The organism is Bradyrhizobium sp. CCGB01, from assembly GCF_024199795.1.
In the GTDB taxonomy this organism is placed as follows: domain Bacteria; phylum Pseudomonadota; class Alphaproteobacteria; order Rhizobiales; family Xanthobacteraceae; genus Bradyrhizobium.
The window spans coordinates 9,060,055-9,083,645 of record NZ_JANADK010000001.1; the positions used below are offsets into that span (position 1 = coordinate 9,060,055).

A 23,591-nucleotide genomic window follows, 5' to 3' on the forward strand; every position below is an offset into this window, starting at 1 on the left:
CGCTTAGGGATTGATGATCTTGTGGCGAATTGCGAGCGCAACCGCATGCGTCCGGTTGACGGCACCGAGCTTGCGCGCGGCAGTTGCAAGATGCTCTTCCGCGGTGCGCTGCGTGATGTGCAGGATCTCGCCGATTTCCCAGGCCGACTTCCCCTGCGAGGCCCAGGCGATCACCTCGCGCTCACGCGGGGTGAGACGCGTCGAGAGATGCGGCGCCGGATCGAGCAGGCGGCGAATATGGTCGAAGCCATACATTGCCATCAGGTGGAGTGCCGGCTTGCTCCGGGGATTGAGGTCGAGATGGACGCCGCCGAGCGACACCGCGGCCTCGTAGCCGGTGAGCCCGTGGATCGGCACGATGAAGCCGCGCGACATGCGAAAATCGCCAGCGCGGTTCATCACCTCGGCCGCGGTCGGCTCGAGCTCGGCATCATAGGGCGCTTCCGACCACTCGAACGGATTGACCGACTGCCGGCACAGCCGCACCACGGGATCGAAGCGGTCGTAATTGTTCTGGGTATAGAGACTGAACCATCCTGCCGGCCAGCGCTTGGCGAGCACCATCTGCGCGAACCGCTGGTCGGGATTCGGCAATCCCGTCACGATGATGGTTTCGAAGCCGAAGCGACCGAACGCCACCTCGAGCGCATTCATGGCGTCTGGGACCTTGCGATAGGTCCCCAAGCCTTCAATGAAGTCGAGCGCCTCCCGGCCATAGTCTACGGCGGACATCGGTGCGTTTCCTGACCCTCGCCGTCCGGTATAGCACGTCTTTGGAGACTGCCTCAATTCACCGCTTCCGTAGTTTCCCGGTATCCCCTTGGCCCCGAAGATTTAATCTACTTGTGGAAGAAGTGACGTCAAGTTACACCTGAGGCGTCTGAAGCGGGAAAACCACGATGGAAGACGAGGACATCGCCCTCAACAGCGTGCTCGGCCTGGAACTCAACCGCGTGTTTTTCGCCGTCCACGAAACGGCAAACAAGCAGAAGATCATCGAGTTCGCGCGCGAGGTGTTGCAGCGCGAGCGCGCGGAGCGGCCCGGCAGCCGGTCGCCCGAGAGCCCGGCGAGCTAGAACGCAGTTGCAGTAAGGCGTACGTTCTGCGCGAGCGCCGCCGTTCCATTCGAACGTGCCGATTTTAGCCGCAACATTCCGACCGCGAAGTTACTCTTCCTTCTCCTTGTGGGAGAAGGGAAGCGAGTGCGCCACTCCGCCGTGCGTGCGGATCATGATACTTGCCGCTGGATGACATCGCATCTCTCGTGAGATGATCGCCGCCACGATCCCCTTTTGGGATGCCCGATCGGATGCCCACGACATGATGACGCTGCGCCAGGTTGAAGTGATCCGTGCCGTAATGGTGACGGGGACCATCGGCGGCGCCGCGAAGCTGCTCAACGTCTCGGCGCCGGGGATCAGCCGGCTGGTCAAATACACCGAGCGCACGCTCGGCATCCGCTTCTTCCAGCGCCAGAACGGCCGCTATTTTCCGACGCCGGAAGCCGAGAACATCTTCGAGCAGATCAACGGCGTCTACAAGAAGGTCGACGACCTCACCGAGCTCATCTCCAAGATCGGCCGCGGCGGGTTGTCGGAATTGCGCATCGGCTCGGTGCCGAGCATCTCGCAGGTGATGGTGCCGCGCGCGATCGAGCGCATCCGGCGCCGCTATCCCGATCTCGGCATCGACATCAACATCCTCAAGATCGAGGAGGCCATCGACTATCTCCTGCTCGGCCGCGGCGAGTGTGTGGCGATGAGCTACCGGCTCGAGCATTCCGGGCTCGACTTCATGCCGCTGGCCTCGGGTGAACTCTATTGCATCGTCCCCCCCGGCCACGAGCTTGCCGGCCGCAAGCAGGTCTCGGCCGCCGAGATCACCCGCTATCCGCTGATCGGCATCGATCCCAACGATCCCTACGGCCGGATCATGGCCGAGATCTTCGCGCGCAACCGGCTCGACTACAACATCACCATCCGCGCGCGCTTCGGTACCACGGTCTGCGCGCTGGTGAAGGCCGGGCTCGGCATCGCCATCATCGACCAGTTCACGGTGGCCCATGGTGGCTATCCCGGCATCGAGCTGCTCAAGATCACGGAGCCAACGCGGTTCGACACCTATATCGCGGTGAAGCGCGGCGCGCCGCTGTCGCTCCATGTCGAGTATTTCATCGAGTCCCTGCGCGCCGAAATGCGTGCGGTGGAGCCGTCCCGGAGCGACGGCAGGGCCGCCCCGGCACGCGGGCGCAAGAAATAACATTATGTTAGGTTTGCCCGATAAATGGGTAATTGTGTTAGGCGGGGGAAAGGCTATCGTCGGACCTGGAAGCCCCCTTGGAATTGCGCGGATTTCCACGCTAATGGCCAGGACCGAACGCTCCCAACGAGACGATAGCGAACCATGTCGAAGCGCGGATACGCCGCCAGCAAGAAGCTTCTCACCGGCCTGATCGGCGCGCCGATCGCGCATTCCGCCTCCCCAGCCATGCACGAGCGCGCCGCCGAGGCGCTTGGCCTGCGCGGCCACTATCAGCTTATCGAGGTCGCCGGCGCCGATGCGGCCGGGCTCCGCATGATGCTCGAGGGCGTGCGGCGGCTCGGCTTTGCCGGCGTCAACGTGACTTACCCTTACAAGGAAGCGGTGGTCCCGCTGCTCGACGAGCTGGCCCCGGCCGCCGCCGCGATGGCGGCGGTCAACACCGTCGTCGTCAGGGACGGCCGGCTGATCGGCCACAACACCGACACGACCGGCTTTGCACGCGCCGTCGCGCCGCTGCTGGCGCCCGCGGGTAACGCGGTGGCCGTGATCGGCACCGGCGGCGTCGGCAAGGCGATCGCCTTTGCGCTGGCGAGCCTGGACGTCGCAGACCTCCGCATCTTCGACAGCGAGCCGGCGCGAGCCGAAAAACTCGCCGCGCTGCTGGCCGAGCATGGTGGCGCGCGGGTGGCGACGAGCGTCGAGGACGCGCTCGACGGCGCCACCGGCCTCGTCAACGGCACGCCGGTCGGCATGCTGCCGAACCGCGACACGCCGGTCCCAGCCTCGCTGCTGCGCGAAAACCTGTGGGTCGCCGACGCCGTCTATTCGCCGCTGATCACGCCCTTGCTGGCTGCGTCGCGAGCCAAGGGCGCGCGGATCATGACCGGGCGCGAGCTCGCGATCTACCAGGCCGCCGACGCCTTCGAACTGTTCACGGGCCTTGCTCCATCGACCGAAGCCATGGGAGAGGCTTTCGACGAGGTGATGGCGGCACGAAGCTCGGCCTATCACGCAGCGTAACCGAAGCGGCCGGACACAAGGCCGCGGACAACATCAACGAAAATGGGAGGAGAGACCATGAAATCGACCCTACTGGCAGGCGCCTTGCTTGCCTTCGCGACTGCAACCAGCGTCCACGCGCAGGCGATCAAGCTTGCCGACGTCGCCGAACTCTCGGGCGGCGGCGCCACCGTTGGCACCAACTGGAAGAACGGCATCGACCTCGCGATCGAGGAGATCAACGCCAAGGGCGGCGTGCTCGGCCGCAAGCTCGAGGTCACCCATGCCGATTCGCAATCCAACCCCGGCGTGGCCCGCGCGCAGGTGCAGAAGGCGCTCGACGCCGAGCCCTATGTGCTGCTCGGGCCCGGCTATTCCGGCTCGGTCAAGGTGACCGCGCCGCTCGCGGCCGAGGCCGGCATCGCGCAGATCATGGGCGGCGAAGCCGCCGAGCTGACGCAGGCCGGAAACAAATTCCTGTTCCGCACCTCGTTCGGCCAGCAATCCTCGATGCCGAAGGTCGCAAAATACATCCACGACGAGATGAAGGCGAAGACGGTCGCGGTGGTCTGGGTCAACAACGACTTCGGCCGCGGCGGCCGCGACGTCGTGGTCAAGGAGCTCGACCGGCTCGGCTCCAAGGTGGTCGCCGACCTCTCGACCGAAGCAGGCCAGGCCGACTTCGCCGCCGACGTCGGCAAGATCAAGGCCGCCAATCCCGACGCCGTGTTCGTCTACCTCAACGAGGAAGAGAGCGCGCGCATCCTGAAGGAGCTGAAGCGCCAGGGCGTCACCGCGCCGCTGATGGGCGAGACCACGCTGATCGGCCAGAAGGTGATCGAGCTTGCCGGCGATGCCGCCAACGGCGCGCGCGGCCATGTCGGCCTCACCACCGACGCGCCGGTCGATCTGATCAAGGCCTTCCGCGACAAGTTCTCCAAGAAGTACAATTACGTGCCCGACCATAACGGCCTGAAGGGCTACCTCGCCGTCTACATGGTCAAGGCCACCACCGAGAAGATGGGCAAGGTCGACAGCAAGGCGTTCGCCGACACGCTGCACGGCCTGACCATCAAGGCCGCGGACGAGCCGGGCATCCTGATGGACGTCACCTTCAGCGAGACCGGTGACATCGACCGCCAGAGCTTCCTGGTCGAGGTGGTCGAAGGCAAGCAGGTCGTGAAGCAGGTGCTGCCGAAGGTGAAGTGACCGCTTCGCCTCTCCCCGCTCGCGGGGAGAGGCCGACGCGCGGAGCGCGGCGGGTGAGGGGCACTCTCCGCGAATCCAACTGTCACCGTCCTTGCGGAGGCTCCCCCTCACCCCGCCCCTCTCCCCGCAAGCGGGGCGAGGGAGAAGAACGAGCGGGGAGAGGGAGAGGAGAGAGGGGAAAATGTCCAATCTGTTCGATCTTCTGGTCGCGGGACTTGCCACCGGCGCGATCTATGCGCTGGTCGCGGTCGGCTTCACGCTGCTGTGGCAGACCTCGCAGACCATCAATTTCGCGCAGGGCGAGTTCGTGATGCTGCCGGCGTTCCTGATGCTGGCGGCGATGCATGCCGGCGCACCGTTCTGGCTCGCGATCATCCTCGGCATCCTGCTCTCGATGCTCCTGCTCGGCCTCGCCTTCAAGATGCTGCTGGTCGACCCGATGATGCGGCACGGCGTGCTGCCGCTGGCGATCGCCACCATGGCGCTCGCGATCGGCCTCAAGGAGGCCGTGAAACAATTCTTCAGTGCCGAAGCCTCGCCCTTCCCGTCGATCGTGCCGACCGGCGACATCTCCATCCTCGGCCACGCGGTGTCGCTGCAAAGCATCGGCGTCCTCGTCGTCGCCATTCTTGCCGTGTTCGGCCTGACCACGCTCTTGAACCGCACCTCGCTCGGTCACCAGATGCAGGCGGCGGCGCAGAATCCGACGGTGGCGCGCATCATCGGCGTGCCGGTGGAGCGCATGATCCTGCTGACCTTCCTGATCAACGCCTTCCTGGTCGCGCTCGCCTCGCTTTTGATCACGCCGATCTATCTGGCAAAATTCTCCTCCGGCGAGGTGCTGGGCCAAGCCGCCTTCATCGCCGCGATCGTCGGCGGCTTCAACCAGGTGCGCGGCGCGATCGCAGGCGGCCTCCTGATCGGCGTGCTCGACAATCTCGCGGCCGCCTATGTCTCGACGCAGTATCGCGCCGCCGTTCCGATGATCTTCCTCATCGCCGTCATCTTGTTCCGGCCGCAAGGACTACTCGGCCGCGCCGAGGAGCGCACCGTATGAGCGGCTTCGCCAAACCGTTGAAGATCGCGCTCGGCCTTGCCGTCATCGCCGCGCTGATCATCGTCCCCATGAACTTCAACCGCTACGGCCTGTTCATCCTGAGCCAGTGGGCGGTGATGAGCATCGCCGCGATGGGGCTGAACCTCACGCTCGGCTATGCCGGCCAGGTCTCGCTGGCGCAAGGCGCGTTCGTCGGCATCGGCGCTTATGCAGCGGCGATCATGACCACCCATGGCTGGCCGCTGCCCGCGGCGATCGTGGTCGCGATCGTCCTGAGCTTCGCGGTCGGCTGGGTGCTCGGCTATCCCGCACTGCGCGTGCAACACCACTATCTCGCCTTCGTGACGCTCGCCTTCTCCACCCTCGCCTTCCTGGTGTTCCGCAACGAGAGCTGGCTCACCGGCGGCATCTACGGCATCTCCAACATTCCGCGCCCGCATTTCTTCGGCATTGCGACCAACAAGCCCCTGCCGTTCTACTATGTCTGCCTCGGCTCGCTCGCGATCGTGTCGCTTGCGGTGTCGTGGCTGATCCGCTCGCCCTGGGGCCGCGCCTTCATGGCGCTGCGTGAAAATCCGCTGCGCGCGCAGTCGCTCGGCGTCGACACGCGGCGCTACACTCTGATGGCCTTCGCGATCGGCTCAGCGCTCGGCGGCGTCGCGGGCGCGCTCTATGCGCCGCTGACGCAATACATCGATCCCGTGCCGTTCAACCTGTCGCTCTCGCTCGACCTCCTGATGATGGTGATCGTCGGCGGCGCCGGTTTCTATTTCGGCCCCTTCCTCGGCGCGATGATCGCGGTGCTGCTGCCGGAATGGCTGCGCTTCACCGAAGGCTACTATCTGATGCTCTACGCGGTCGCGGTGATGCTGCTGCTGATCTGGTCGCCGACCGGCATTCTGGGAATCCTCGACCGTTATCTGGCCGAACGCCGCACCAAGGCCGCCTCCGCGCTGCGCGCCGTCGCAAAGTCGCGCCTGGAGACGGTGCAATGAGCGCGGTCCTCGAAGTCACCGACATCAAGAAGAATTTCGGCGGCATCAGCGCCGTCGACGGGGTCTCCTTCGATGTCCGCGAAGGCGAGATCCTCGGCCTGATCGGTCCGAACGGCTGCGGCAAGTCGACCTTGTTCAACTGCATCCTCGGCCAGCTCACGCCGTCAGGCGGCGAGGTCAGGCTCGACGGCAAGGTGGTCACCGGCCTGCGGCCTGCGGAGCTCAACAAGCTCGGCGTCAGCCGCACCTTCCAGCTCCTGCAGGTCTTTCCGAAGCTCTCAGTGCGCGAGAACCTGATCCTCGCGGGCCAGGAGCACCAGGGCAACATGGCCTCGCGCCTGGTCGGCCGCTCCGATGCCGGGCTGACGGAGGCCGCCAACCAGATGATCGGCTTCTTCAAGCTCGACCATCTCGCGGACGAACCGGCCGGCGGTCTCTCCTACGGCCAGCAGAAGCTGCTCGACGCCGCCATGGCCTTCATGGGCGGGCCGCGCCTGGTGCTGCTCGACGAGCCCGCCGGCGGCGTCAACCCGTCGATGCTGTCGGACCTGAAGGACCGCCTGGTCGCGATCAACCGCGAGAAGAACGCGACCTTCGTCGTGATCGAGCACAACATGGAGTTCGTGATGTCGCTGTGCTCGCGCGTGATGGTGATGGCGGAGGGCAAGGTGCTGGCGATGGGACGGCCGGACGAAGTGCGGAAAAACCCTGCCGTGATCGAAGCCTATCTGGGACATTGAGGAGGTGACCATGAGCGACCCGATCCTCTCGGTTCACAATCTCGTCGGCGGCTACGGCAAGATGACGATCTTGAACGGCACGACCTTCGCCGTGCCGCAGGCAACCATCACCACCATCATCGGCCCGAACGGCGCGGGCAAGTCCACGGTGTTCAAGGCGATCTTCGGCCTGCTCAAGCTGCGCGAGGGCAAGATCAGCTTCGCCGGCCGCGACGTCACTAATCTAAGCCAGCGCGCGCTGCTCAATGCCGGCATCTGCTACGTGCCGCAGGGCCGCAACATCTTTCCCGAACTGTCCGTGCGTCACAATATCGAGCTCGGCGGCGTTTCCGCGGGCAAGGGCATCGACCTGCCCAGGCGGATCGAGGCCGCGCTCGACCTGTTCCCGGCGCTGCGACGGAAGTCGACGCAGCAGGCCTCGACGCTCTCGGGCGGCGAGCAGAAGCAGCTCGAGATCGCGCGCTCGCTGCTGCTCGAGCCAAAGCTCGTGCTGATCGACGAGCCCTCGATCGGCCTGTCGCCACTGATGGTGCAGCAGACCTTCGACATCCTCAAGAGCCTGCGCGATCGCGGCGTCACCATCCTGATGATCGAGCAGAACGCGCGCTCGGCGCTGGAGATTTCCGACATCGGCATCGTGCTCGAGCTCGGCCAGACCCGCATGGTCGACGGCGCGCAGCGCATTCTGAACGACCCGCGGATCGGCCAGCTGTTCCTCGGCGGCGCGATGGAGGAGAGTGCGGCATGAGCGCGCAAATGCGTATCGGCGTTGCCGGCGCCGGTCTGATCGGCCGCCGCCACATTGAATTGATCGAGTCCTCCAGGGATTGCGTGCTGGCCGGCATCGCCGATCCATCGCCCGCCGCGAGGGATTATGCGCAGGCGCACAATGTGCCCTGCTATCCCGACCATCGCGCGCTGCTGGCGCAGGAGAAGCCCGACGGTCTCGTCATCGCCTCGCCCAACACGCTGCACCTGCCGATGGCGCTGGACTGCACCGAAGCCGGTGTGCCGGCACTGATCGAGAAGCCGGTGACCGAGACGGTGGCCGCCGCGCAGCGCCTCTGTGCCGCAGTGAGGCGCAGCGGCGTGCCGATGCTGGTCGGCCACCACCGGCGGCATAACGCCATCATCAAATCGGCCCGCGAGAGCGTGGCCAGCGGAAAGCTTGGCCAGCTCACCGCCGTGGTCGGGCTCTGGCTGCTGAAGAAGCCCGACGACTATTTCGAGGTCGCCTGGCGGTGCGAGCAGGGCGGCGGGCCGTTGCTGATCAACCTCATCCACGACATCGACAATCTTCGTTTCGTCTGCGGCGAGATCGTCGAGGTGCAGGCCTTGACGTCGAACAAGATGCGCGGCTTCGCGGTCGAGGACACCGCCGCACTGCTGCTGCGCTTCGCCAATGGCGCGCTGGGAACGGTGACCGTCTCCGATGCAACACCCGCGCCGTGGAGCTGGGAGCTTACCGCGGGCGAGAACGCGGTCTACCCCCGGCAGGACCAGCCCTGTTACGTCTTCGCCGGAACGCGCGGCTCGCTCTCGGTGCCGACCATGGAGCTGTGGTCCTATCCGCAAAACCCGGGCTGGCATGCGCCGCTATCGCGTAACGCCGTCGAACTCGCGGGATACGATCCGCTTGTCGAGCAGCTCCGGCATTTCCTCGCCGTGATCGCGGGGCGTGAGCAGCCGCTGATTTCGGTCGAGGACGCGATGGGCACGCTCGCAGTCGTCGAAGCCGTCAGCGAGGCCGCACGCACGGGCCAAAAAACATCGCCGGGGCGGATCATGGAGCAGGCAGCATGAACAAGCGCTCGATCGCGACCGTTTCTCTCTCGGGCAGCCTGGACGAAAAGCTCCGCGCCATCGCGTCAGCCGGGTTCGACGCGGTCGAGATTTTCGAGAATGATCTGCTGTCGTTCGGCGCAAGCCCGCGCGAGGTGGCGCAGCTCTGCAAGGATCTCAAGCTCGAGATCTGCGCGTTCCAGCCGTTCCGCGATTTCGAGGGCATGCCGGAGCCGCAGCGCACGCGCAACTTTGCCCGCGCCGAGCGCAAGTTCGACCTGATGCAGGAGCTCGGCACCGATCTGCTGCTGATCTGCTCCAACGTCTCCCCAAGCTCGCTCGGCGGCATCGACCGCGCAGCGGATGATTTTCGCGAACTCGGCGAGCGCGCCGCCAACCGGAACTTGCGCGTAGGCTACGAGGCGCTGGCCTGGGGACGCCACGTCAACGACTACCGCGACGCCTGGGAGATCGTGCGCCGCGCCGATCACCCCGCGATCGGCGTCATCCTCGACAGTTTCCATGCGCTGGCGCCGGGCTTTCCGGTTCGGGCGATGGCCTCGATCCCCGGCGACAAGATCTTTCTGGTGCAACTCGCCGACGCGCCGAAGCTCGAGCTCGACATCCTCTCGTGGAGCCGGCACTTCCGCTCCTTCCCCGGCCAGGGCGATCTGCCGGTCGGCGAGTTCATGCAGGCGGTCGCGGCGACCGGCTATGCCGGGCCGCTGTCGCTCGAAATCTTCAACGACCAGTTCCGCGCCGGCTCGGCCGCGCAGACCGCGGTCGACGGCCTGCGTTCGCTGATCCTGCTGGAGGACCAGCTCGCACCGGATTGGCCCAAGCTCGTCAGCGAGCCGCTGGCGCCGAAGGCCAAGAGCCACGGCACCGGCTTCATCGAGTTTGCCGTGAACGAGACCAAGGCGGCCGACCTCGCCCGCCTGTTCGCGCAGCTCGGCTTCCGCAGAAGCGGCAAGCATCGCAGCAAGGCCGTGGAACGCTGGTCGCAGGGCAAGGTCGAGCTCGTGATCAACTGCGAGACCGACGGCTTTGCGCATTCGCATTACGTCACGCACGGCCCCGGCGTCTGCGCGATTGCGCTCGACGTCGACAATGCCGGTCTCGCCATGCAGCGCGCCGAGGCGCTGAAGGCGCGCACCTTCTACCAGCCGGTCGGACCGGGCGAGCTTGAGATCCCCGCGATCCACGGCGTCGGCGGCAGTCTGCTCTATTTCCTCGATCAGGCCGGCAAGAACTGGGACACGGATTTCGAACCGGTTGTGAGCAACGCCAGCGCCGACGCGCTGCTCGCCGTCGACCACATCGCGCAGTCGATGCCCTATGACGAGATGCTGTCCTGGCTGCTGTTCTACACCGGCATCCTCGACCTCAAGCGGCTGCCGCAGATGGAAATCGCCGACCCCCGTGGCCTCGTGCAGAGCCAGGCCATCGTCAACGCCGACCAGAGCCTGCGCTTCGTGCTCAACGGCTCCTCCGCCAACCGCACGCTGCCGGCCCGCTTCATTTCGGAGTTCTTCGGCTCAGGCGTGCAGCATGTCGCGTTTTCGTGCCGGGACATTTTTGCGACGGTCGCGGAGATGCGCAAGCGCGGCGCGGATTTCCTTGATATTCCCGACAATTACTACGACGACATCGAAGCCAAATACGACCTCGCGCCCGACCTGATGGCGCAGCTGCGCGCCAACCACATCCTCTACGACCGCGAAGGCGACGGCGAGTTCTTCCAGGTCTACACCCACATCTTCGACGAACGGTTCTTCTTCGAGATCGTCGAGCGCAGGGATTACCAGGGATTTGGCGCGGCCAATGCAGGCATCAGGCTGGCAGCGCAAGCCCGCGAAGTGCGCCCCGCGAGCATGCCAAGGGTGTAAGCTCTCTCGACGCCGTCATTGCGAGGAGCGAAGCGACGAAGCAATCCAGAATCCTTCCGCGGAAAGATTCTGGATTGCTTCGCTGCGCTCGCAATGACGGTGTGGTGGGCAGCTGCGAGTCCAACTTCTACCGCCCCCGCGGAGACTCCCCCTAACCCCAACCCTCTCCCCGCAAGCGGGGAGAGGGAGAGAGCTCACTTCATCGCGCACTTGTCGTGGAAACGATCCTGGTCGTTCTCCACGATGGTCGCGACCGTCTTCAGCGAGAGCTGGCCTTCGGCATCCTTGACCACGTCCTGGAGATAGAAGCTCTGCACCGGGATGTGGTTCTTGCCGTATTTGAAGGGGCCGCGCAGCGACTTGAAGTTGGCCTTCTCCATCTCGGCCTTCATCGCGTCCTTCTTGCTGGTGTCGCCCTTCACCGCGACCACCGCGCTGTTGATGAGCTGAGCCGCGTCATAGGCTTGCGCGCCGTAATAGGTCGGACGCAGGCCGGGATACTTCTTGCGGTAGTCGGCGACGAAGCGCTTGTTCTGCTCGTTGGGGAGGTCGTTGACCCATTCCTGCGCGCCGGGCACGCCGAGCGCGTTCTCCTTCTGGAGCGGCAGCGACAGCTCGTCGACGGTGAACGCCGTGTAGAGCGGCATCGTGCTCTTCAGGCCGGCCTGCGCATATTGATTGAGGAACTGCACGCCGGCGGCACCGGGATAGAACACGAAGATCGATTGTGCGCCCGAGGCGCGCGCCTTGGAGAGCTCGGCGGAGAAGTCGAGCTGGCTCGGCCACACCGTGTATTCCTCGCCCTTGACCTCGCCCTTGAACGTGCTCTTCACGCCCGCGAGCATGTCCTTGCCGGCCGCGTAGTTCGGCCCGATCAGGAACACGCTCTTGACGCCCTTCTGGTTCATGTAGAGGCCCATGGCGGCCGGCGTCTGGTCGTTCTGCCAGGAGGTCGAGAACACGTAAGGGCTGCACAGCTCCCCCGCGAGCTGCGACGGGCCGGCATTGGCCGAAATCAGGAAGGTCTGCGAGTCCACCGCGGTCTTGAGCGAGGCCAGCAGCACGTTCGACCAGATGTAGCCGACGATGAAGTCGACCTTGTCGGACTGCACCAGCTTCTCGGTCTTCTGCTTGCCGACATCGGGCTTCTGTCCGTCGTCCTCGTAGATCACCTCGACCGGCTTGCCGTCCATCTTGCGGCCGATGTGATCCAGCGCGAGCTCGAAGGAGTTGCGCATGTCGTTGCCGATCACGGCGGTCGGGCCGCTGAAGGTCGAAACGAAGCCGATCTTGATGGTGTCGCCGGCGAATGCCGGATTTGCCAGCACCAGCGCCGCTGCGCCCGCCAGCCAGAATGCCGTCCTCATAACCACTCCCCTCCTTATTATTGAGCCCGGAGACGGGGTGATCGCCGCCCCGGGTCTGTCGCTATTGAACGCAAAAACTGTCGCGCCGCCAATGGCTCAGCGCCCGCCCCTGCACCATATTTCGCCCCAATCGGGGATGGCAAGAAATATAATTCTACTCACTTCGACCAAGGCCTTGTCCTGGGCTGCGGCGCTTTTTCGCGGCTCGTCGATACACGCCGCCTATCCGTCAATTGATGACGGCTATTGGACCACCGCACCCGATCCGCACTTAAATGAAGAGGGTGAGCAGCGAGATTCGAGGGTGCATCATGACCACCAAACCGCATCGCGTCGTCATCGTCGGAGCCGGCTTCGGCGGGCTCGAGACGACCTACCGGCTGGCAGGCGCGCCAGTCGAGATCACGCTGATCGACCGCCGCAACCATCATCTGTTCCAGCCGCTGCTCTACCAGGTCGCGACCGCCTCGCTCGCGACCAGCGAGATCGCCTGGCCGGTACGTCACCTGATGCGCGACCGGCGCGAGGTGACGACGCTGTTCGCCACCGTGAGCGGCGTCGATGCCGACAGGCGCTGTGTGCTGATCGACGACGGCAGCGAGGTGCCGTACGACACGCTGGTGCTCGCCACCGGCGCGCGTCACGCCTATTTCGGCCACGACGAATGGGAGCAGTTCGCGCCGGGCCTGAAGACGCTGGAGGACGGGACCACGCTGCGCCGCCACATCCTGGTGGCGTTCGAGCGGGCCGAGCGCGAGACCGATCAGGCCAGGCGCGCGGCGCGGCTGACCTTCGTCATCGTCGGCGCCGGGCCGACCGGCGTCGAGCTCGCCGGCACCATCGCCGAGATGGCGCACCACACCCTGCCCGGCGATTTCCGCAACATCGACACGACCAAGGCGCGCGTGGTGCTGATCGAGGCCGGGCCGCGCGTGCTCGCCGGCTTTGCCGACGACCTCTCGGCCTATGCGCAGGCCTCGCTGGAGAAGATCGGCGTCGAGGTCGTGCTGGGGCAGCCCGTCACCGAGATCAATCGTGAGGGCGTCGTGTTCGGCGGCAAGCTGCTCGAGGCCAAGACGCGAATCTGGGCCGCCGGCGTGCGCGCCTCGCCGGCCGCCGAATGGCTGGGCGCACCCGCCGACCGTGCCGGGCGTGTGCAGGTCGAAGACGATCTGAGCATTCCCGGTCATCCGGAAATCTTTGCGATCGGCGACACCGTCTTGATCAACGCCTGGGAGGGCAAGCCGGTGCCAGGCATCGCGCCGGCGGCGAAGCAGCAGGGCCGCCACGTCGCCGACACCATCAAGGCGCGGTTGCGCGGGGAGACAAAGGGCCCGTTCCGCTACAAGCACTCCGGCAGCCTCGCGCAGATCGGCAAGCGGCTCGCGGTGATCGATTTCGGCAAGGTCAAACTGCGTGGCACGATCGCGTGGTGGATCTGGGGCATCGCCCACATCTACTTCCTGATCGGCCTCCGCCATCGCCTCAGCGTCGCCTTGAGCTGGCTGTGGATCTACGCCCGCGACCAGCGCGCGGCACGGCTGATCACGCAGGGAAGCAGCAAGGTGGCGTAGTCTTTCTCTTCCCTTCTCCCCTTGTGGGAGAAGGTGGCGCGAAGCGCCGGATGAGGGGTCTGCTTCAGCGAATTTCAAAAGCGAGAGAGTCACTCGCGGAGACAACCCCTCACCCGGCTTCGCTTTGCGAAGCCACCCTCTCCCGCAAGGGGAGAGGGTGCAGCGGAGCTCGCGGCTAGACCGTTTCTACTTCACCAACTCGCACCCGCCCTCCGCCAGCGGGCGGAACGCCTGGTCCGCGGGGATCGTCGAGACCAGCTTGTAATAGTCGTAGGGATACTTCGACTCCTCCGGCTTCTTCACCTCGAACAAATACATGGGGTGCACGACGCGGCCGTCCTGGCGGATCGTCGTCTCGCCGAACAGCTTGTCGTTGCCCTTGAACTTCTTCATCTCGGGCACGACGGCCTTGGCGTTGTCGCTGCCGGTCGCCGCGACCGCGTTGAGATAGGCGAGCGTCGAGGCATAGACGCCGGCCTGGTTGCCGCTCGGCATCTTGCCGTTCATGCCGGGTCGCGCGGCGAAGCGCTTGGCGAACGCGCGGGTATCGTCGTTCATGTCCCAGTAGAAGGCTTCCATGAGCTGGAGGCCCTGTGCGACCTTGATGCCCATGCCGTGGACGTCGTTGATGAAGAGCAGGAACGCCACGAGCTTCTGTCCGCTCTGCTGAACGCCGAACTCGGCGGCCTGCTTGACCGCGTTGATGGTGTCGCCGCCGGCATTGGCGAGCCCGATCACCTGCGCTTTCGAGCCCTGCGCCTGCAACAGGAAGGAGGCGAAGTCGGAGGTGCCGAGCGGGTGCTTGCTGGAGCCCAGCACCTTGCCGCCGTGGCCCTCGATATATTTTTGAGCCTCCGCCTCGATGCCCTTGCCGAGCGCATAGTCGACCGTGAGGAAATACCAGTCCTTGCCGCCGCGCGACATCATCGCGGCCGCCGTGGTGTTGCCGGTCGCCCAGGCGTCGTTGACCCATTGGATGGTGTTGGGCGAGCAGGCCTTGCCGGTCAGATCAGAGCTTGCGGTCGAGGACGCCAGGAACGTCATGCGGCTGTCGCGCAGCAGCGTGTTGATGGAGAGGCCGACGGCCGAGTTCGGCACGTCGACGATGGCGTCGACGCCCTCGACATCGAGCCATTTGCGCGCGATGGCGTTGCCGACGTCGGCCTTGTTCTGGTGGTCGGCATAGACGATCTCGACCTTGATGCCCTTGCCGCCGCCGTTGAAATCCTCGGCGGCCATGCGCGCGGCCTCGACCGAACCCATACCGTTGGTGTCCTGGAAGATGCCGGAGATGTCGTTGAGCACGCCGACGCGCACCACATTGTCGGATATCTCGGCGCTCGCCACGCCACTTACGAGACTGGCGGCCAGCGCCAGCGTCCACTTCAGATATTTCATGATTCCCTCCCCTGTTCGATGTGATGCCGCGCCGGTCGTTGCCGGTGCGGTCGAGACTTCAGACCTGCCGTTCGGGCAACCTCACGACGAGGCCGTCGAGCGCGGGCGTGATGTGGATCTGGCAGGACAGCCGGCTATTCGGCAGCCGCTCAGCCGCGGTGCCGTCGAGCAGCGCGTCCTCATCGTCCGCCATGCCGGGCAGACGCGCGAGCCAGCTCTCGTCGACATAGACGTGGCAGGTCGCGCACATGGCGTTGCCGCCGCATTCGGCCAGGATGCCGTCGAGGCCGTGGCGGGTCGCGGCCTGCATGGCGCTCTCGCCGTCGCCGGTCTCGACGCCCTCGGACTTGCCGTCAGGATGGATGAAGGTGATCGCTGGCATGAAGCTCCTCGTCAGGCCGGGGTGATGGTCACAGGCAGGCTGTCGAGCCCGCGCAGCGTGTTGTTGAAGCGGCGCTTCGGCTCGCCGGCGATCTCGATTTTCGCGATACGGCGCGCCAACGCGGTCAGCATCACCTCGCCTTCGAGGCGCGCGACGAGCTGGCCGACGCACATGTGAATGCCCGAGCCGAAGCCGACATGGCCGGAGGTGCGGCGCGTGATGTCGTAGCTGTCGGGCTTGTCCCAGCGCCGCGGATCGCGATTGGCGGCGGCGAGGAACATCAGCACCTTTTCGCCCTCGCCGATCCTCGCGCCTGAGAGCTCGACCTCGCGCGTGGTGGTGCGGAAGAAGGTCTGCACAGGGCTCTCGAAGCGCACGGCCTCCTCGAAGGCGTTGCGCGCGAGCGTGGGATCGTTGCGCAGCCGCTGCCATTGGTCGGGGAAGCGCGCGAGGCAATAGACCGCAGCGCCAATGCCGTTGACGGTGGTATCGAGGCCGGCTGACAGCAGCGAGCGTACCAGCAGCGGCGCCTCGGTCGCCGTGATCTCGCCGTCGTCGACGCGAGCATGGATGCAGGCGCCGAAGCCGCCGGGCGTCAGGTTCTCGCGCTGACATTGCTCGGCGACATAGGCCTGGTGCGGCGCCGAGCGCGCGATCGCGTCCTGCCGCAGCTGGTTGGGCGGGCCGAACGCGTTGAACACCACGCTCGCATAGGGGATCAGATGCTCGCGCCCCTCCCGCTTCAGCCCGAGCGCATCCGGAAAGATCGACAGCGGATAGGCCTCGGCGAGATCGGTGATCGCGTCGAAGCTGCGCTTGTCCAGCAGCGCATCGACCCGCTCCTCGGCTGCCGCGGCAAAGCGGTCGCGCACCTGCTTCATCACGGTCGGCGACAGCACCTTTGACAGCACGGCGCGGGTGCGGCTGTGCGCGGGCGGATCGGCCTCCAGGATCAGGCTCGGCGGCCGCCACGGCGTCTCTTTCTTGAAGTCGGACAGGCCGACGCCGCGGCTGGAGCAGAACGTCGCGGGATCGTTCAGCACGGCGTGGACCTCGGCATAGCGCGCCACGCCATACACGTTCCATTTGTCGAGATAGACGACCGGACCCGCCTCCCGCAGCAGATCATGCGTGGGATAGGGATCGGCGAAAAAATTCATCGCGAAGGGATCGACGTCGAGATGCGGGACAGCCGCAGCGCCGGTTGGCACAGGGGAGCCGGATGCACTCATTGAAGTCCTCCCTCATTTTGATCTTGTGAAACCCCGCCGCATGCCCTTAGGTCTTCCGGCACGCCGCAAGTCAGAAGTCCGATATGCCGCCTTCGACAAGATCCCGACAGAAGCCTGCGCCCGCCGAGACGGGACCGACGCTCGATCTCGATCGCTACGTCCCGGCGTTCATCACTTTCATCGCCAACAAGCTCTCGAACAGCGCGACCGCATTCTATCAGCGGCAGTTCGGCGTCAACGTCACCGAATGGCGGATCATGTCGCTGCTGGCGATCGAGCCCGGCATTCCCGCCTCGCGCATCTGCCACGTCATCGGCTTCGACAAGGGCCCGGTGAGCCGGACGCTGGCCGGCCTGGAGAAGCGCGGGCTGGTTTCGATTCGTACCGATCCGAACGACGGCCGCACCCATTCGATCTCGCTGACGGCGAAGGGCCGCGCCACCCATGACAGGGTGATTGTCGCGGCGTTCGAGCGCGAGCGGCGGCTGTTGTCCTGCCTGAGCACGGACGAGCGCGAGGTGCTGATCGAGCTGCTGCGCCGGCTGCACGAAAATCTCGGCGCGGTGACCGGCAGCACTGAAGCCTGACCGATCGCGCGGCGGGCGCGATCTCGCGTCAATTGCAGGCATGCGCGGGCGCTTGCCCGCGGCACCCTCTCTGCCGAGCATTGCTTCCTCCAAAGGTCCGACGCGGCGGTTCCCCCGCCGTCGTCGCTGTCTGGAACGGTTCGCACAAATTAGTTGCTTAGGCAACAAAAGAATCGTGCAGGATAATGCGACAGGTTAGCTGGCCTAGTTTGGGAGACCTGATCCATCCCCGTCATTGCGAGCGCAGCGAAGCAATCCAGAATCTTTCCGCAGAGGAACTCTGGATAGCTTCGTCGCAAGGGCTCCTCGCAATGACGCTGTGGAGCGAGCGCGCCTCAATCACCAAGCGCCGTCCTGGTCAGCGCACGCCTAAACGCCGATCCACTCCGCCGACGCCTCGTCATTCAACCGCGCCACCGCATCGGCGCGGCGCGTCAGCACGGCGCGCTGGTTGATGTAACCCTTGTCGGTGATCTCGCCGCCGTCCACTGATGGCGGCTCGGCGAGCAGCAGCGCGCGCGTCGCGTGGCCGGAGGAGTTGGCGCCCTGCTGCTTCAGTTTTGCCAGGCCCTGCGAGATCGCGGTCCGGACCTTGTCATGCGCCAGCACGTCGTTCACGCCTGCCGTCTCGGGTAGACCTGATTGCGCGCGGCATGCAGCGATGTTCGGAAACACGAGAAAGCGGACCTCGTCGCCGCCATGGCCGGTGACGACGATGTCCTGCGCAAGCGGCGCCAGCGCGGCGATGCCGGCAACGCGCAGCGTGCCGACGCTGACCCAGGTGCCGGAATTGAGCTTGAAATCCTCGGCGACGCGGCCGTCGAAGAACAGGCCGCGCTCCGGCCTCGCGCTATCTGCAAGCTTCACGGCATCGCCGATCAGATAGAAGCCCTCGTCGTCAAAGGCCTGGCTGGTCAGCTCCGGCGCCTTCCAATAGCCCGGCGTGACGTTGGGGCCGCGCACGCGCACCTCCAGCTTGTCGCCGGCGGTGACCAGCTTCAGCTCGGTGCCGGGAATGGGCACGCCGATATTGCCGGAGCGCTCCGCGAGGAAATGGCAGTCGGCCGCCAACGGCGAGGTCTCGGTCGAGCCCCAGGCCGACACCATCGGCAGCGCGCGGCCAACCGTCTCCATCGACAGCTGTTCGAGCGCGTCCCAGAGATTCTGCGGCAGCGCGGCGCCGGCATAGAAGGCGAATTTCACCTCGCTGAAGAAACGGCGGCGGAGTTCCGCGTCGCCGCGCAACGCTGCGATCAGCATATCGAAACCGCGCGGCACGTTGAAATAGACCGTCGGCATCACGCTTTTCAAATTGGCGAGTGACGTCGCAAAGAGACCGGGCGCCGGCTTGCCGCCGTCGATATAGAGCGAGCCGCCGTTGCGCAGCACGAGATTGAAATTGTGGTTGGCGCCGAACGTATGGCTCCAGGGCAGCCAATCGAGGATCACGAGCTCGCCGCCGCCCTGTTCGAGAAACGTCCAGGTCTGCGCCTTGGCTTGCTGGCTCGAGGTCAGCATGCGCTGGGTGTTGATTACGGCTTTTGGCGTGCCGGTCGAGCCCGAGGTGAACAGGAACTTTGCGATCGTATCAGGCGTCACCGTGGCGAAGGCTTCGGCGACGTCAGGCGTCTCAGGCGTTGCGGCGACGGCACGGAAAGCGAGCGCATCGGCATCGCCAGCATTGCCGCTGATGATCTGCGCGCTGTGCAGCGGCTTGATCGCAGCCAGCGCCGCCGCAAACGGTTTTGTCGAGGAGACGTAGATCGCGCCAGGCTCAAGCAGCGCGATCATGCTCTTGAGCTTGTCAAAGTCTTTCGACATCAGCGAATAGGCCGGCGAGATCGCCGCCGAGGGCACACCGACATGCTGGGCAGCCAGCGCCAGCAGCGCGTGATCGATGCTGTTGTCGGAGAGAATGACAACGGGGCGCACCGCGCTGAGGCTTTGCGTCAAGATCCAGGACGCCGCCGCGCGCACCCGCCGCAGGGCTCCCGCGTAAGTCACGGTGGCCCAGGGCATATCGGCGCTGTCACGCTCGGCGAGGAAGATCGTATCCGGCGTTTGCCGCGCCCATTGCTCCAGCCAGTCGCCGATGCAACGCGCGCTGTCGCGCAAGGGCTCGGGCGACCGCAGCACGATGCTGCCGTCGGCGCGATGCTCGGCGGTAGTCTTCGGCGTTGCAAACAGGCTCGAAGCGTCACCGCTTGGGGCGGTTGTCATGGTTTCCTCCTCGCCGGACATCCGGACCGGACGCGGCCTCGTTCCGGGCTGCTTTGGCCATAATGTTGGGCACGACAATTGTTGTCGTCAACAACAATCTTCCGGTTGGGCCGTCGAGGCGCTAAGGTTGCGCGGCAGGAGACACGATGTGACAGCCAGCGCAGCCCGAGCCGACACCCGCCCCTCCCCGCGCAAATGCACCGGCAACGGCGCCGCGCGGCCGGACGATACGGACGAGATCGGCCTCGACGCCTTGGTCGGCCACGCCGGCTATGCAGTGCGTCGCTTCCAGATCTGGATCTTCCAGGACTTCATCAAGACGCTCGGCGAGGTCGACATCCGGCCGACGCAATATTCGGTGCTGACGGTGATCGGCACCAATCCCGGCCTGTCGCAGATGGCGGTGGCCAAGCGGCTCGGCATCGAGCGCGCCCGGCTGGTGCATCTGCTCGACAGCCTCGAACAGCGCAGGCTGGTGAAGCGGATCAAGTCGAAGGCGGACCGCCGCTCCCACGCACTGCACCTCACCGCCCCCGGTGAGAGGGCACTTGCCAAATTCAAGCTCCTCGCCGCCGAGCACGAGCGGCATGTCGAGGAGAAGATCGGCAAGGAGAACAGGGAGCGGCTGCTCCAGATCCTCGCCGGCTTCACCTGATCAAGGCTGCCCAATATTTACGCAGATGCCCGTATCGGGGCGCTCGCAAGACGGCTCAATCAATCAACGGAATATCTTTCAAGCCTCTGATCCCACGATAATATCCGAGGCATAGCGTCTGCCCGGATATTGTACACAATGGCACACCGCTTGCTTCAATCCGGGTGAGACCTGTTGCCGGAGTTTTGTCGCCATGGGGGCTGAGCAGCCTGAAACGATCACCGCGATTGTGGCCGCGCATCGCGCGGGCACGAGCACGCCTGCGCAGACGATTGCGCGCACCTATCAGCGCATCCGCGATCACAACGATCCCGCGATCTTCATCAGCCTGCGTGACGAGACGGACGCGATCGCGGAAGCCGAGAAGCTTGGCGCGCGCAAGGATGCCGCGAGCCTGCCGCTCTATGGCGTACCGGTCGCAGTGAAGGACAATATCGACGCGCTGGGGTTTCCGACCACCGCGGCCTGCCCGGCGTTCTCGTATACGCCGACGCATGATTCGACCGCGGTGGAGCGCCTGCGCGCGGCCGGTGCCATCATCATCGGCAAGACCAATCTCGACCAGTTCGCAACCGGCCTCGTCGGCGTGCGCTCGCCTTACGGCATTCCCAAGAATTCGATTCGCGAAGATCTCGTTCCCGGAGGCTCGAGCTCGGGATCGGCGGTCGCCGTCGGCGCCGGGCTCGTGCCGCTGTCACTGGGCACCGACACCGCCGGAAGCGGGCGCGTGCCGGCGATGCTCAACAACATCGTCGGCCTGAAGCCGAGCCTTGGCATGATCTCGAATGCGGGGCTCGTGCCGGCCTGCCGCACGCTCGACTGCATCTCCGTATTCGCGTTGACGGTCGACGACGCCGCGCTCGCGCTGTCGGTGATGGCTGGACCGGACCAGGCCGATCCGTTCTCGCGCGACCGGCCGCTCGGCGCGCTCACGCCGTTTCCGGCAAACTTGCGCCTCGGCGTGCCGCGCAACGGACAGCTGATCTTCTTCGGCGACAAGAAGGCGGAGGCCGCTTACGCCGATGCACTGAAGCGCTGGACCGCGCTCGGCGCGACACTGGTCGAGTTCGACCTCGAGCCGTTCTACGAGACGGCGCGGCTGCTTTATGAGGGACCGTGGGTCGCCGAGCGTTATCTCGTGATCAAGAATCTGCTCGCGTCCGCGCCAGACACCATCCACCCGGTGACGCGCGAGATCACGGCGGCCGGTGCGCGGCTCACCGCGGCGGAGACGTTCTCTGCACTCTACCGTTTGCAGGGCCTGCGCAAGATCGCCGAGCGGACATTTGCCAATATCGACGCGCTGGTGCTGCCGACCGCGCCGACCGCCTATACGACCGCGCAGGTGCTGGCCAATCCGATCGAACTCAACAGCCGGCTCGGCACCTACACCAATTTCGTCAATCTGCTCGATCTCTGCGGCCTCGCCGTGCCGGCATCGATGCGCGCCGACGGCATTCCGTTCGGCATCACGCTGCTTGCGCCCGCGGGACGTGATGCGCTGCTTGCCAGCATCGGCCGCGTGTTTCATGCCGATACGAAACTGACCGTCGGCGCGAAGGGCGTGGCGCAAGCACCGCTTGCACCGCTGCCTTCAGTCACAAGTGATGAGATTCCGATCGCGGTGGTCGGCGCTCATCTCTCCGGCATGGCGCTGAACGGCGAATTGACGGCGCTGGACGGACGATTGATCGAGGCGACCAGGACCGCGCCGGACTACAAGCTCTACGCGCTCAAGACCACGCCGCCGAAGCCTGGCATGCTGCGCGTCGAGGCCAGTAAGGGTGCGTCGATCGAGCTGGAGATCTGGTCGCTGTCGTCATCCGCCTTCGGCAAGTTCGTCAATGCGATCCCCGCGCCGATGGCGATCGGCACGATCCGGCTTGCGGATGGCCGCAGCGTGAAGGGGTTTCTCGTCGAGCCGGAGGTGCTGGGCGAGGCGCGCGACATCACCGCGTATGGCGGCTGGCGAAAATTTATGGCGGAAGCTGCGAAGGTGTAGGTGCCGTAGGGTGGGCAAAGGCGCAAAGCGCCGTGCCCACTATGTGTCCTGACGAATGGTGATGGTGGGCACGCTTCGCTTTGCCCACCCTACGGCACTACGGCACCGCGCGTGCGCCGCCTACACCGACACCGCGTAGATCTCATACTCCCCGCGCACCAGCTCGATATGCGCGCGCATCGCGGCGGCGGCGCCCTGCTTGTCGCCGCGCATGATGGCGACGACGACGCGGTCGTGCTCAGCCTGCGACTTCGCCAACCGGCCGAGATTGCGGAACTGGGCGCGGCGGAACGGCTGCACGCGCACGCGGGTGGCGAGCGTGATCTCGGCGATGTAGCCGTTCTGCGAACCCGCATAGATCGCGTTGTGGAAGCGCTCGTTGACCTCGTGGAAGCGATCGGGATTGCCGGCGTAGCTGAGAACGCGCAGTTCCTCGTGAATGGCTTCCAGGCCGTGACGCTCGGCAGCGGACATGCGCTCGGCGGCAAGGCCGGCGCACAGTGCTTCCAGCTCGGCCATCGCCTCGAACATGCTTGTGAGACGCTCGACCGAGGGCTGCGCCACCACCGCGCCGCGATGGGCGCGCGATTCGACGAGACCACTCGCCACGAGCTGGCGCAGCGCTTCGCGGACCGGGGTGCGCGAGACGCTGAAGCGCCGCGCAATGTCGGTCTCGTCGAGTGGCGCACCGGGCGCCAGGGTTCCGCGCACGATCTCGTCGGCGAGCTGAAGCCGCAATTCCTCGGCGCGCGTGATCTTGTGCACGCTGGGCTGTGCCCGGTCGACGCGCGGCACCACCGGCTCGGCCGGCAATATTCCCTGCGGAAGATCGTCAAGCGTCATACGATCAGGTCTCTTGCGACTCACCGATGATGCTGACATGGGCGGCAACGACGCGCCAGCCCTCCGGGAAGCGAATCCAGGTCTGCATCTGCCGGCCGACCTTGCCGGGAGCCGTATCGCGATAGAACAAAGTAGAGGCCACGGCCGTGTCGCGGCCGTAGCTGGAGATGACGGTTTTGGCGGTGCGGCGGTTCAGGCCGACTGGCGAGCGGCCGGCGCGAAAGCCGGAGATCGCCTCGTAGCCATAGAGGTTCTCGCCGATGCCATAGCGCAGCGTGCGCGGATCGTTGCGGAACAGCTCGCCGAGCACGGCGACGTCGTTGGTGACGAGGGCCTGCTCATAGCGCTCGAACGCGGCCTTCACTTCCGCGATCACGTCGGGGAGATCGATCTCCATT

Annotated in this window: 22 protein-coding genes; 14 read left to right on the forward strand and 8 right to left on the reverse strand. The window is 65.5% G+C overall.

What is annotated here, in order from left to right:
• Positions 1 to 3: 3 nt before the first annotated feature.
• Entirely contained in the window at positions 4 to 732 is a 729-nt protein-coding gene (locus NLM25_RS42715) for a LuxR family transcriptional regulator (protein ID WP_254123909.1), read from the reverse strand.
• Between the two features lie 167 nt (positions 733 to 899).
• Here NLM25_RS42715 and NLM25_RS42720 point away from each other — a divergent pair, with 167 nt between their 5' ends.
• From NLM25_RS42720 to NLM25_RS42765, 10 genes are all read left to right on the forward strand, one after another.
• Positions 900 to 1,076 carry a hypothetical protein gene (locus NLM25_RS42720; protein WP_254123910.1) on the forward strand — a complete coding sequence of 59 codons (177 nt, stop codon included), beginning with the start codon at positions 900 to 902 and terminating at the stop codon, positions 1,074 to 1,076.
• A 244-nt stretch (positions 1,077 to 1,320) separates the two neighbouring features.
• Positions 1,321 to 2,259: a LysR family transcriptional regulator gene (locus NLM25_RS42725; protein WP_254140917.1), complete on the forward strand. Its 939-nt coding sequence runs from the start codon at positions 1,321 to 1,323 to the stop codon at positions 2,257 to 2,259.
• Positions 2,260 to 2,403: 144 nt separating this feature from the next.
• Complete coding sequence (locus NLM25_RS42730; protein ID WP_254140918.1) at positions 2,404 to 3,282, forward strand: shikimate dehydrogenase; 879 nt, start codon at positions 2,404 to 2,406, stop codon at positions 3,280 to 3,282.
• A 57-nt stretch (positions 3,283 to 3,339) separates the two neighbouring features.
• Positions 3,340 to 4,470 carry an ABC transporter substrate-binding protein gene (locus NLM25_RS42735; protein ID WP_254123913.1) on the forward strand — a complete coding sequence of 377 codons (1,131 nt, stop codon included), beginning with the start codon at positions 3,340 to 3,342 and terminating at the stop codon, positions 4,468 to 4,470.
• 181 nt (positions 4,471 to 4,651) lie between these two features.
• The gene (locus NLM25_RS42740) at positions 4,652 to 5,527 is read left to right on the forward strand and encodes a branched-chain amino acid ABC transporter permease (RefSeq protein WP_254123914.1); all 876 of its coding nucleotides are present in this window, start codon (positions 4,652 to 4,654) and stop codon (positions 5,525 to 5,527) included.
• The gene (locus NLM25_RS42745; RefSeq protein WP_254140919.1) at positions 5,524 to 6,522 is read left to right on the forward strand and encodes a branched-chain amino acid ABC transporter permease; all 999 of its coding nucleotides are present in this window, start codon (positions 5,524 to 5,526) and stop codon (positions 6,520 to 6,522) included. Before NLM25_RS42740 ends, NLM25_RS42745 begins: the two co-directional genes overlap by 4 nt.
• The gene (locus NLM25_RS42750; protein WP_254140920.1) at positions 6,519 to 7,262 is read left to right on the forward strand and encodes an ABC transporter ATP-binding protein; all 744 of its coding nucleotides are present in this window, start codon (positions 6,519 to 6,521) and stop codon (positions 7,260 to 7,262) included. Before NLM25_RS42745 ends, NLM25_RS42750 begins: the two co-directional genes overlap by 4 nt.
• Before the next feature lie 10 nt (positions 7,263 to 7,272).
• A complete protein-coding gene (locus tag NLM25_RS42755; RefSeq protein WP_254140921.1) occupies positions 7,273 to 8,010 on the forward strand; it encodes an ABC transporter ATP-binding protein in 738 nt (245 codons plus the stop codon).
• Entirely contained in the window at positions 8,007 to 9,065 is a 1,059-nt protein-coding gene (locus NLM25_RS42760; protein WP_254140922.1) for a Gfo/Idh/MocA family protein, read from the forward strand. The genes NLM25_RS42755 and NLM25_RS42760 overlap by 4 nt, the downstream gene beginning before the upstream one ends.
• On the forward strand, positions 9,062 to 10,933 hold the full coding sequence (locus NLM25_RS42765) for a bifunctional sugar phosphate isomerase/epimerase/4-hydroxyphenylpyruvate dioxygenase family protein (RefSeq protein ID WP_254140923.1): 1,872 nt from the start codon (positions 9,062 to 9,064) through the stop codon (positions 10,931 to 10,933). Before NLM25_RS42760 ends, NLM25_RS42765 begins: the two co-directional genes overlap by 4 nt.
• A gap of 194 nt (positions 10,934 to 11,127) precedes the next feature.
• Here the strand turns inward: NLM25_RS42765 and NLM25_RS42770 are convergent, their stop codons facing one another.
• Positions 11,128 to 12,300 carry an ABC transporter substrate-binding protein gene (locus NLM25_RS42770; protein ID WP_254123920.1) on the reverse strand — a complete coding sequence of 391 codons (1,173 nt, stop codon included), beginning with the start codon at positions 12,298 to 12,300 and terminating at the stop codon, positions 11,128 to 11,130.
• A 311-nt stretch (positions 12,301 to 12,611) separates the two neighbouring features.
• Between NLM25_RS42770 and NLM25_RS42775 the strand changes: the two genes are divergently transcribed.
• A complete protein-coding gene (locus tag NLM25_RS42775) occupies positions 12,612 to 13,874 on the forward strand; it encodes an NAD(P)/FAD-dependent oxidoreductase (RefSeq protein WP_254140924.1) in 1,263 nt (420 codons plus the stop codon).
• A 186-nt stretch (positions 13,875 to 14,060) separates the two neighbouring features.
• On the opposite strand, the gene NLM25_RS42780 is transcribed toward NLM25_RS42775, so the two are convergent.
• The 3 genes from NLM25_RS42780 to NLM25_RS42790 are packed head-to-tail and all read right to left on the reverse strand — an operon-like array spanning position 14,061 to position 16,886.
• Positions 14,061 to 15,272 carry an ABC transporter substrate-binding protein gene (locus NLM25_RS42780; RefSeq protein ID WP_254140925.1) on the reverse strand — a complete coding sequence of 404 codons (1,212 nt, stop codon included), beginning with the start codon at positions 15,270 to 15,272 and terminating at the stop codon, positions 14,061 to 14,063.
• A 58-nt stretch (positions 15,273 to 15,330) separates the two neighbouring features.
• The gene (locus NLM25_RS42785; RefSeq protein WP_254140926.1) at positions 15,331 to 15,654 is read right to left on the reverse strand and encodes a 2Fe-2S iron-sulfur cluster-binding protein; all 324 of its coding nucleotides are present in this window, start codon (positions 15,652 to 15,654) and stop codon (positions 15,331 to 15,333) included.
• Positions 15,655 to 15,665: 11 nt separating this feature from the next.
• A complete protein-coding gene (locus NLM25_RS42790; RefSeq protein ID WP_254140927.1) occupies positions 15,666 to 16,886 on the reverse strand; it encodes a cytochrome P450 in 1,221 nt (406 codons plus the stop codon).
• Between the two features lie 83 nt (positions 16,887 to 16,969).
• On the opposite strand from NLM25_RS42790, the gene NLM25_RS42795 reads away from it, so the two are divergent.
• Positions 16,970 to 17,473, forward strand: coding sequence for a MarR family winged helix-turn-helix transcriptional regulator (locus tag NLM25_RS42795; RefSeq protein ID WP_254140928.1), 504 nt, complete (start codon positions 16,970 to 16,972; stop codon positions 17,471 to 17,473).
• A 369-nt stretch (positions 17,474 to 17,842) separates the two neighbouring features.
• Here the strand turns inward: NLM25_RS42795 and NLM25_RS42800 are convergent, their stop codons facing one another.
• The gene (locus NLM25_RS42800) at positions 17,843 to 19,693 is read right to left on the reverse strand and encodes a feruloyl-CoA synthase (RefSeq protein ID WP_254140929.1); all 1,851 of its coding nucleotides are present in this window, start codon (positions 19,691 to 19,693) and stop codon (positions 17,843 to 17,845) included.
• Between the two features lie 148 nt (positions 19,694 to 19,841).
• Between NLM25_RS42800 and NLM25_RS42805 the strand changes: the two genes are divergently transcribed.
• Positions 19,842 to 20,348, forward strand: a complete 507-nt coding sequence (locus tag NLM25_RS42805; protein ID WP_254140930.1) for a MarR family transcriptional regulator — start codon at positions 19,842 to 19,844, stop codon at positions 20,346 to 20,348.
• A gap of 193 nt (positions 20,349 to 20,541) precedes the next feature.
• Positions 20,542 to 22,350, forward strand: a complete 1,809-nt coding sequence (gene atzF, locus NLM25_RS42810; RefSeq protein ID WP_254140931.1) for an allophanate hydrolase — start codon at positions 20,542 to 20,544, stop codon at positions 22,348 to 22,350.
• Between the two features lie 120 nt (positions 22,351 to 22,470).
• On the opposite strand, the gene NLM25_RS42815 is transcribed toward atzF, so the two are convergent.
• Positions 22,471 to 23,193 (reverse strand): GntR family transcriptional regulator, encoded by a 723-nt coding sequence (locus tag NLM25_RS42815; RefSeq protein WP_254140932.1) that lies wholly within the window; start codon positions 23,191 to 23,193, stop codon positions 22,471 to 22,473.
• 4 nt (positions 23,194 to 23,197) lie between these two features.
• Positions 23,198 to 23,590, reverse strand: a complete 393-nt coding sequence (hpxZ, locus tag NLM25_RS42820; RefSeq protein WP_254123930.1) for an oxalurate catabolism protein HpxZ — start codon at positions 23,588 to 23,590, stop codon at positions 23,198 to 23,200.
• Between the last annotated feature and the right edge of the window lies 1 nt (position 23,591).